Origin of the sequence: Halobiforma nitratireducens JCM 10879 (genome assembly GCF_000337895.1) — an archaeon.
Taxonomy (GTDB): Archaea; Halobacteriota; Halobacteria; order Halobacteriales; family Natrialbaceae; genus Natronobacterium; species Natronobacterium nitratireducens.
Genome location: NZ_AOMA01000122.1, coordinates 24,298 through 32,051 on the forward strand (window position 1 = coordinate 24,298; position 7,754 = coordinate 32,051).

10 protein-coding genes are annotated in these 7,754 nt (G+C 68.1%); 7 read left to right on the forward strand and 3 right to left on the reverse strand.

All coding sequences use genetic code 11. The annotated features are described in order from the left end of the window. Position 1: 1 nt before the first annotated feature. Positions 2–886, forward strand: coding sequence for a sulfite exporter TauE/SafE family protein (locus tag C446_RS11940; RefSeq protein ID WP_006673364.1), 885 nt, complete (start codon positions 2–4; stop codon positions 884–886). Positions 887–928: 42 nt separating this feature from the next. On the opposite strand, the gene C446_RS11945 is transcribed toward C446_RS11940, so the two are convergent. After that, positions 929–1,567 carry a nitrous oxide reductase accessory protein NosL gene (locus tag C446_RS11945; RefSeq protein ID WP_006673365.1) on the reverse strand — a complete coding sequence of 213 codons (639 nt, stop codon included), beginning with the start codon at positions 1,565–1,567 and terminating at the stop codon, positions 929–931. Between the two features lie 143 nt (positions 1,568–1,710). Between C446_RS11945 and C446_RS11950 the strand changes: the two genes are divergently transcribed. Beyond that, positions 1,711–3,129, forward strand: a complete 1,419-nt coding sequence (locus tag C446_RS11950) for a nitrous oxide reductase accessory protein NosL (RefSeq protein WP_394295211.1) — start codon at positions 1,711–1,713, stop codon at positions 3,127–3,129. After that, positions 3,129–3,794 (forward strand): right-handed parallel beta-helix repeat-containing protein, encoded by a 666-nt coding sequence (locus C446_RS20610; protein ID WP_394295212.1) that lies wholly within the window; start codon positions 3,129–3,131, stop codon positions 3,792–3,794. Before C446_RS11950 ends, C446_RS20610 begins: the two co-directional genes overlap by 1 nt. Before the next feature lie 26 nt (positions 3,795–3,820). Here C446_RS20610 and C446_RS11955 read toward each other — a convergent pair whose 3' ends face one another. Continuing rightward, positions 3,821–4,864 carry a HypE family hydrogenase expression/formation protein gene (locus C446_RS11955; RefSeq protein WP_006673366.1) on the reverse strand — a complete coding sequence of 348 codons (1,044 nt, stop codon included), beginning with the start codon at positions 4,862–4,864 and terminating at the stop codon, positions 3,821–3,823. Positions 4,865–5,017: 153 nt separating this feature from the next. On the opposite strand from C446_RS11955, the gene C446_RS11960 reads away from it, so the two are divergent. From C446_RS11960 to C446_RS11970, 4 genes are read left to right on the forward strand one after another with little or no spacing between them, the layout of a single operon-like run. Next, the gene (locus C446_RS11960) at positions 5,018–6,121 is read left to right on the forward strand and encodes a putative sulfate/molybdate transporter (RefSeq protein ID WP_006673367.1); all 1,104 of its coding nucleotides are present in this window, start codon (positions 5,018–5,020) and stop codon (positions 6,119–6,121) included. A gap of 48 nt (positions 6,122–6,169) precedes the next feature. Beyond that, positions 6,170–6,433: a bacteriophage holin gene (locus tag C446_RS11965; protein ID WP_006673368.1), complete on the forward strand. Its 264-nt coding sequence runs from the start codon at positions 6,170–6,172 to the stop codon at positions 6,431–6,433. 44 nt (positions 6,434–6,477) lie between these two features. Continuing rightward, positions 6,478–6,642 carry a hypothetical protein gene (locus tag C446_RS19335; RefSeq protein ID WP_169331364.1) on the forward strand — a complete coding sequence of 55 codons (165 nt, stop codon included), beginning with the start codon at positions 6,478–6,480 and terminating at the stop codon, positions 6,640–6,642. Beyond that, a complete protein-coding gene (locus tag C446_RS11970; RefSeq protein ID WP_006673369.1) occupies positions 6,635–7,123 on the forward strand; it encodes a DUF7384 family protein in 489 nt (162 codons plus the stop codon). The genes C446_RS19335 and C446_RS11970 overlap by 8 nt, the downstream gene beginning before the upstream one ends. A 34-nt stretch (positions 7,124–7,157) precedes the next feature. Here the strand turns inward: C446_RS11970 and rdgB are convergent, their stop codons facing one another. Next, positions 7,158–7,706: an RdgB/HAM1 family non-canonical purine NTP pyrophosphatase gene (gene rdgB, locus C446_RS11975; RefSeq protein ID WP_006673370.1), complete on the reverse strand. Its 549-nt coding sequence runs from the start codon at positions 7,704–7,706 to the stop codon at positions 7,158–7,160. Positions 7,707–7,754 lie beyond the last annotated feature (48 nt).

The following is a 7,754-nucleotide window of genomic DNA, read 5'->3' on the forward strand; positions in this document are numbered from 1 at the left end:
CATGGCGGGACCAGTCGACGGGATCGTGCTCGCGGCCGGGCTGCCGTGGTCGCTCCCGCCGGTTTCGGGGGCCGTCCTCGAGCAGTGTTACGACCCGGCGCTCGATCCGGCCGCCGCCGAGCCGGTCGGAATCGTCGTCTTCGCGCTGATCGGGCTCCTCGGTGGTGCCCACTGTCTGGGGATGTGTGGCCCGCTGGTCACGACGTACTCGGACCGGATGCGCTCTCGAAACGACGCCTCGTCGACGCGAAACGAGCTGACCGTCGGGATGGTCAAACAGCACGCGCTGTTCAACCTCGGACGGACGGCCAGTTACGCGCTCATCGGCGGGCTCTTCGGGCTGGCGGGATCGCTGGTGTTCGTCTCCCCGCGAGCGGTGACCGCCGTCGCAACCGACGTGCACGCGGTCGCCGGGATCGTCGTCGGCGCGCTGATCGTCGGGATGGGCGTCCACTATCTCGTCGGCCGCGGGCTCGTCGGCGGCTCGGTCGACGTTCCACTTGTGCAGCCAGTCCTCGAGCGGGTTCACGGCCGGCTGCTCGCAAACGTCGATACCTGGGTCGGTGACAGCCGGATCGCCGGCCTCGGTGCAGTTCACGGCCTGCTCCCGTGTCCGTTGTTGTACCCGGCCTTTCTCTACGCGTTCGTCCAGGGGTCACCCACGGGTGGCGTCCTCGCGCTTGCCGCGCTCGGGCTGGGGACCGTACCGTCGCTTTTCGTCTACGGAACGCTGTTCCAGTCGGTCAGCCTCGAGACCAGGATGAAACTCCATCGGGTGCTCGGCGTCGCGTTCGTCGTGCTCGGATACATCCCGCTGCAACACGGGCTCGCGACGCTGGGTATTCCCCTACCGCATATCCCGCTTCCGCACTACCAGCCGCTGTGAACCGCTGGGGCTTGTTTCCCTACCGTGCCAAAAATAGCTCCGCTAGAGTCTCGAGCTCCGGTAGATTCGCGCTACGTCCTCGTCGACCTCCGAGAACGTGATCACGTCGTCCTCGCCGAGGTCGTCGTACTCCTCGACGTAGGCGACGGCGAGGTCCTCGTCCTCGTAGACCCGGGGGTCGACCCCCATCGGGTCGTCGGCTCGCCTGTCGTCGTGCTCGAGGGCGTAGTAAGCCTCGAACCCGTCGATCAGGTCGCCGGTGTCGAAGTCGGTTACCCAGACGCCGACGACGTCGCTGTCGGGTCCGTCGAAGTGGTCGGGGGCGACGTAGTACGCGAACAGACAGCCGGGGCTACAGAACATCATGCCGTCGCCGGTCTCGTGAGCCAGCTGCGCGTTTCGTTCGTCGTAGCTGGTCACGCCCATCGTACAGACGCCGCACATGTGGTCGCTCTCGAACGGTTGTGGCTCGTCGCCGGGGTGGTCGACGAGGAACGGGGAGGGCTCGCCACCGTCGGCATCGTCGTCGGGGCTCGCAACGTCGTCTTCGCCGTCGCCGTCGCCGTCGCCGTCGCTCTCGCCACCCCCGACGCAGCCGGCGACGCCGACCAGGCTGCCAGCGCCGATCGCGGCGAGGACGCGGCGTCGACGCCACCACGAGGACGGGCTTGGGTCCGTCATTACCGGCACAAGGGACCCCCAGCGTAAAACCACCACGGTCGAGCGGGGCTGATCGGCGGGCTCGAGTGCTCGAGCGCCCGATCCTTCGATAGCCGTACCAGACCGACTATTGTGCGGGCCAACCCAGTCGAGACACGCTACCGATGGCCGTCTCCCGCCGCTTCCTGGTCTCGCTTTCGATCGGTCTCGTCGTCGTGATCGCTCTCCTCGGAGTCGTCGGTCTCTTCGCGATCGACGCGGGGTCGGGTGCCGAGTCGACCGAGCCCGTTCCGTTCCACGACACCGTCGCTACCGGCGTCGTCCTCGAGAACGCGGGCGACGAGGACGATCTGCGTGCGGTCGACGTGCCGAAGGCGCAGGTCTTCTACTCCCAGTACGAGTACGTCGTCGGCTATCGCGGGGTCGAACGCTTCGTCGACGCCCACGGCGCGCCGGGCCACGAGGAACGGTTCGGCTACCCGCTCGCTGCCTACGTCACCGACTACGGTGCGGCCGGCGGCGTCGACCTCACCGACGAGGGGTACCCGACGCTCGAGGGGAACGCGGACTGGATCGACGCCGAATCGGCGACGTTCGTCGTCGACAGCGAGGCCCGCACGCCAGCGGGCGAGACTGTCGTCCCCTTCGGCGACCCGGCGGACGCCGAAGCGTTCGCCGCCGACCACGGCGGAACCGTCGTCGGCTGGGGGGCGCTGCTCGAGCGCAAGTTCGCGATCGACGACGCGGGCGTGGTTCGGGACCGCGTCGATCAGCGCCACGCACGCGCCGACGAGTTGGTCGGGACGACGGCGACGCTGTGGGACCGCCCCGTCGAGGTCGTCGTCGGCGAGGACGCCGATACCCTCGAGGACGCCGTCGCGGCTGCGCCGCCCGAGTCAGCGGTCGTCGTTCCGGAGGGGGTCCACGAGGTGCCGGACACGGTCGAGGTGGAGCGGCCGATCACGATCGTCGGCCAGGGTGACGGCCAGCTTCCGGATGGAACTGATGCCGACGCCACCGACGCCACCGACGGCACCGACGCCACGACCCTCCGGGGCGACGGCAACGGCTCCGTCCTCGTCCTCGCGTCCGACCGCGCAGCCATCGCGGACCTGCGGATCGACGGCGTCGGCGATGCGACCGATCCGGACGAAGACGGCGAGGATGTCGACGCCGACGCCGCCGACGATATCCTCGAGATGGCCTACGGGCAGAGTGACGCCGGCATCGACCTCGACGGGGCCTCGAACGCACGCGTCGAGAACGTGACGATCGAGACACCCGCGACGGGCGTCCTCCTTCGTGACGCGCCGGAAAGCGTCGTCCGGAACGTCACCGTCTACGGCAGCGACGATTGGGACGACGGCTACATGGCCGTCACGACGATCCGCTCGCCCCATTCCCTCGTCGAGGACTCGCGGCTCGTCGACGGCCGCGACGGGCTCTACCTCCATCGCTCGGACGGGTTCGTCTTCCGGAACAACGCCCTCGAGAACAACCGGATCGGCGTCCACCTGATGTACACCTNGGGTTCGTCTTCCGGAACAACGCCCTCGAGAACAACCGGATCGGCGTCCACCTGATGTACACCTCGAGTACGCTGATTGCGGACAACCACATCGAGGACGCAACCTCCACGGGGATCGACGTGATGACCGACCCGGAACACAACGCCGTCGTCGGCAACGAGGTCCGAAACGTCTCGCAGGGAATCCTCATGGCCGGCTCACGATCGTACGTCGCGGACAACCTCGTCGCCGACGCCGAGGTCGGCCTGGCCACCGGCGCGGGCAACTCGATCTACGAGGGCAACGTTCTCGCGGGCAATGTCGAGGGTATCCGGGCGAATCATATCCTCCCGACGAACGAGGTGGCAGACAACGACTTCGTCGGGAACTACGAGCACGCGACCGTCCGACTCGGCACGCTCCGGGTCTGGAGCGACGACGGAACGGGCAACTTCTGGCACGGAGCGATCGGGTCGCCGAACGCCGACGCGGGAACCGAAAACAGCTCGACCCTGGAGCGGTCCCACGCCCCGACCGACCCCGTCGACGAACGGCTCCACCGTGTGGACGGGACGCCGACCCTCGCCCGCGCCCCGGCGACCGACGCCCGCTCGGCACTCGAGGGGACGGTCTCGGGCATGCGATCCGAGAGCATCGTCGATCCCGCGCCGCTTTGTGAACCGGCAAACCCCGACCTGCTCGAGCGCACGGACTGGGTGTCGCCGGAGCGAGCCTGTTGATGGCGATCAGCCGTGATTAGTCACCCTCAATCCGGCGGATCGGCGTTCTCCGCTAACTCCGCGTACGCTGCCCACGAGGGGTCGACGCTCGGGTGCTCGAGTCGTTCGCCGTCGACGCGTACCTCTCCGTCACCCTCTCCGTCGCTGTCGGCCGCCTCCACCCGGCCGATTTCGGCAACGACGGTTCCCCGGTTTTCCAGTGCCCCGCGGACATCGTCGACACCGTCGGATTCGACGGCGATCACGAGCGAGCCGCAACTGGTCGTCGCCCAGGGGTCCATCTCGAGGGCGTCACAGACCTCGGCGACGCCCGGCCGCATCGGGACCGCATCGCGGTCGATCCCGAACCGTACGTTCGCACCGGCGGCCATCTCGTTCAGCGCGCCGGCCAGCCCACCCTCGGTCACGTCGTGCATCGCCGTCACCGGGCCCGCGGCCGAAGCCGTCAGGGCATCCCGGACGCAGTAGACCTCCTCGAGGCGCTCCTGTGCATCCGCGATCGTCTCCGGCGGGAGCTCCAGCTGGTCGCCGTAGAGCGTGCTGAGTAGCCCCACCGATTCGACGGCCGGTCCTGTCGTCAGCAGGAGTCGATCGCCCTCGGTCGCGCCGTCGGGGCGGACGATCTCGTCGTGTTCACCGACCCCCATCGCGGTCGCCGCACCGACCCAGGGGTACGACGGGTCGGAGTACCGGGCGGTGTGTCCCGTCGCCACGGCGACGCCGAGGTCGGCACACTCCTCGTGGATCGTCTCCCAGACCGCCGCGAACTCCTCGTCGGTCATCGCCTCGGGGAGGGTGAAACAGACCGAGAGGTGGGAAGGGGCGACGCCGCTGACCGCGACGTCCGCGAGAATCAAATCGAGTGCGAACCGCGCGGCCCGCCCGAGACCCAGCGGCGGGAGGATCGATATCGGGTCCGTCGCGGTGACGAGCGCCTGCCCGCCGATATCGAGAACGCCGAAGTCGACGCCGTGCTGGGGACCGACGGCGACGTCGTCCCGATCAGCTCCCAGGTTGGACGCGACGTGGCGGTCGAAGAACGTCCGATCTATTTTGCCGAGTTCGCTCACGTGCGAACCTCCGAACGATCGATCTTAGGAGTGGTGGTCTTCCCCCGTCCGTTTCCTCGACCCGAGTAACCAGTACGAGTTTCATAAGCACAACGAGAAACTCCGCAAAGTTACACGAAACAGTGAAGTCGACATCCGTATAATCGACGGCAAATGGCGTACTCGTTCAGGTCAGACCGAGCGACCGAACTCGAGTTCTCGACGTCCGAACTGACGGGTGCGCTAGGTGATTCGGTTACAGTCCTCCCGTTGCTGGTGGCGCTGGCGGCGACGACGAGCGTCTCTTTGCCTCACGTGCTTGTGGGGTTCGGCGTCTTCCAGATCGTCTGGGGGCTGTACTACGGACTGCCGCTGTCGGTCGAGCCGATGAAGGCGCTCGTCGGGCTGGCGATCGTCGGTTCGCTGTCGTATCCGGAACTGGCCGCCGCCGGACTGCTCGCGGGCGGCGTCTTGCTGGTCGTTGGACAGTTCGGTCTCGTCGGTCGACTCCAGCGGGTCGTCGGCGAGCCCGTCGTCCGCGGCGTCCAGCTTGCCGTCGCCTTGTTGTTGCTCGAGGCCGCCGTCGGCCTCTCGGTCGACGCTCCGGTGGTCGCGCTGGGCGGGTTCGCCGTCGTCGCCGCGTTCGCGCTGGTGGGGTACCGACAGGCGAGCGTCCTCGTCGTCCTCGCGCTCGGCGGCGTCGCGGCGGTCGCGACGGCCGGCGTGCCGACGCCACGAGTGCCGACGGTCGGGGTGTTCCCCGCCGGGACGCCGGCGTTTACGGGCCCTCCACTCGAGGGGACGATCGCCCAACTCGGGATGACGATCGGGAACGCCGCGATCGCGACGGCGCTTCTGTGTGGCGACCTCTACAACCGGGACGTTTCCGCGGACTCGCTGTCCAAGAGCATGGGCGCGACCTGTCTCGCGGCGGTGCCGATCGGCGGAGTGCCGATGTGCCACGGCAGCGGTGGGCTCGCCGGAAAGTACGCTTTCGGCGCGCGAACGGGCGGGGCGAACGTTCTGCTTGGACTGGGCTATCTCGCGCTCGCGCTGGTCACCGCCGGTGCCTTGCTCGCGGCGTTCCCCGTCGCCCTGCTCGGTGTCCTGCTGGTCGTCGTCGCTCTGGAACTCGGTCGCGCGGCCTTTGCACCCGTCTCGGACGGCCGATCGCTCGCGCTGGTGATCGGCGTCGGCGTCCTCGGACTGGCGGTCAACGTCGGCCTCGCCTTCGTCCTCGGCGCGGTCGCGTTCTGGTGGCTCTCTCGAGGGGAGTGAGCCGACGTGCCAACGTTTACCTGCTTGCCGTGGTAGAGCCCGTGACTCATGTCCAACGTCGATCAACGCGCGCTCGGCCTCTCGGCCGGCATCCTCTGGGCGACCGCGGTTGCGCTGTTCGAGTTGTTCGCGGGAACGGAGTACGGCGAGCGATGGCGACTGCTGCTCGAGGACATCTACCCCGGCTACAGCCGCTCTCCCGGCGACCTCGTCTGGGGGACCGTCATGGGATTCGTAGACGCCTTCGTGCTCGGCTACCTCTTCGGGTGGCTCTACAACCGCCTGGCGGAGTCGGAGTCGGAGTCGGAGTAACGCAGAGAGCGGCGTTTTTTACCCGGCGCGTGCAACGTTCGCCGATGACCGTCTCCTGGCAGGAGCTGTTCGACGGCGGAGCCGAGTACGACGTCTCGATCGAGGACGTTCAGACGGCGGCCGAGGGCCTCGAGTCGGCAGCCTCGAGTGGAGAGACGAACGAGAACGACGGCAACGACGAAAACAACGGAGGCGACGGCGATGACTGACGACGGACACGACGACTTGCCGAACCCCGCCCGCGTCGTCGCCGACGAAACGGTGCTCGCCGCCGACCTGCTCGTGGGCGGGGACGCCCGCGAGGCGCTCGATCACGTCCGCCGCCACTCCTGGGTCGACCTCGTCGCCAGCGATCACCTGCTCGAGCGAACCGAACGCCTCGTCGCCGATCTGACGGACGCCGACCTCGCGGCTGCTCACCGCAAGCGACTCGAGACAACACGCGTCGCGGTCGACCTCCCCGAAGACGACCACCCGGCGCTGGCGTCGGCCTATCGCGGGAACGCGGCGCATCTGCTCTCGTACGACGAACGGCTCGGCTCGGCGAAAGCCGGGCTCTCGATGCAACCGCACGTCTCGGTGAGCGTCCGGCCGCCGGACGCGTTCGCGAACCTGTTCGATCCCGAGAGTCTCTACGAGGCACTCGAGGGCAGCGAGTATCCTGGGCCGGATCGGGAGCCACGCGAGTGAATCCATCCCTGGAACGGCCGGCCCCGCCGTCTCGTCAGTGCTGGTCCGCGTACCAGTCCGCGAACGTCGCCAGCGCGCGGCCACGGTGTGAAATAGCGTTTTTCTCCTCGACGTCCATCTCGGCCAGCGTCTGTCCGTTGTACTCGAAGATCGGATCGTAGCCGAACCCGCCGTCGCCGCGGGGGGCAACGATCGTGCCGGCGAGTTCGCCCGCGAACGTCTCGGTTCGGTCGCCGTCGGCGAAGGCCAGTACCGTCCGAAACCGGGCGCGGCGGTTCTCTTCTGCCTCGACCAGTCGCCAGAGTCGTTCGACGCCGACGGTGTCCTCGACGTACGCCGAGTACGGGCCCGGAAAACCGCCGAGCGCGTCGACGAACAGCCCCGTGTCGCCCACGAGCACCGGCTCCGTGCCCGCGAGTTCCTCGAACGCCTCCCGCGCGCCGCGAGTCGCGATCTCCTCGAGCGAGTCGCTCTGGATTTCGGTATAGTCGTACTCGACGCGGTTGACGGCGGTGATACCGTCGAGATACTCCTGGGCCTCGCGGGCTTTGCCTTCGTTTCCAGTGACGAACCGAACGAGCATGTGCGAAATGGGGGTCGGCGGGGGAAAATAGGCGTCGGTTGTGGCGGG

Bases quoted from the DNA above. Each gene is read 5' to 3' on its own strand.
- C446_RS11940 (WP_006673364.1), top strand. From the start codon at position 2: ATGGCGGGACCAGTCGACGGGATCGTGCTCGCGGCCGGGCTGCCGTGG.
- C446_RS11945 (WP_006673365.1), bottom strand. From the start codon at position 1,567: ATGACGGACCCAAGCCCGTCCTCGTGGTGGCGTCGACGCCGCGTCCTC.
- C446_RS20610 (WP_394295212.1), top strand. From the start codon at position 3,129: ATGTACACCTCGAGTACGCTGATTGCGGACAACCACATCGAGGACGCA.
- C446_RS11960 (WP_006673367.1), top strand. From the start codon at position 5,018: ATGGCGTACTCGTTCAGGTCAGACCGAGCGACCGAACTCGAGTTCTCG.
- C446_RS11965 (WP_006673368.1), top strand. From the start codon at position 6,170: ATGTCCAACGTCGATCAACGCGCGCTCGGCCTCTCGGCCGGCATCCTC.
- C446_RS19335 (WP_169331364.1), top strand. From the start codon at position 6,478: ATGACCGTCTCCTGGCAGGAGCTGTTCGACGGCGGAGCCGAGTACGAC.
- C446_RS11970 (WP_006673369.1), top strand. From the start codon at position 6,635: ATGACTGACGACGGACACGACGACTTGCCGAACCCCGCCCGCGTCGTC.
- rdgB (WP_006673370.1), bottom strand. From the start codon at position 7,706: ATGCTCGTTCGGTTCGTCACTGGAAACGAAGGCAAAGCCCGCGAGGCC.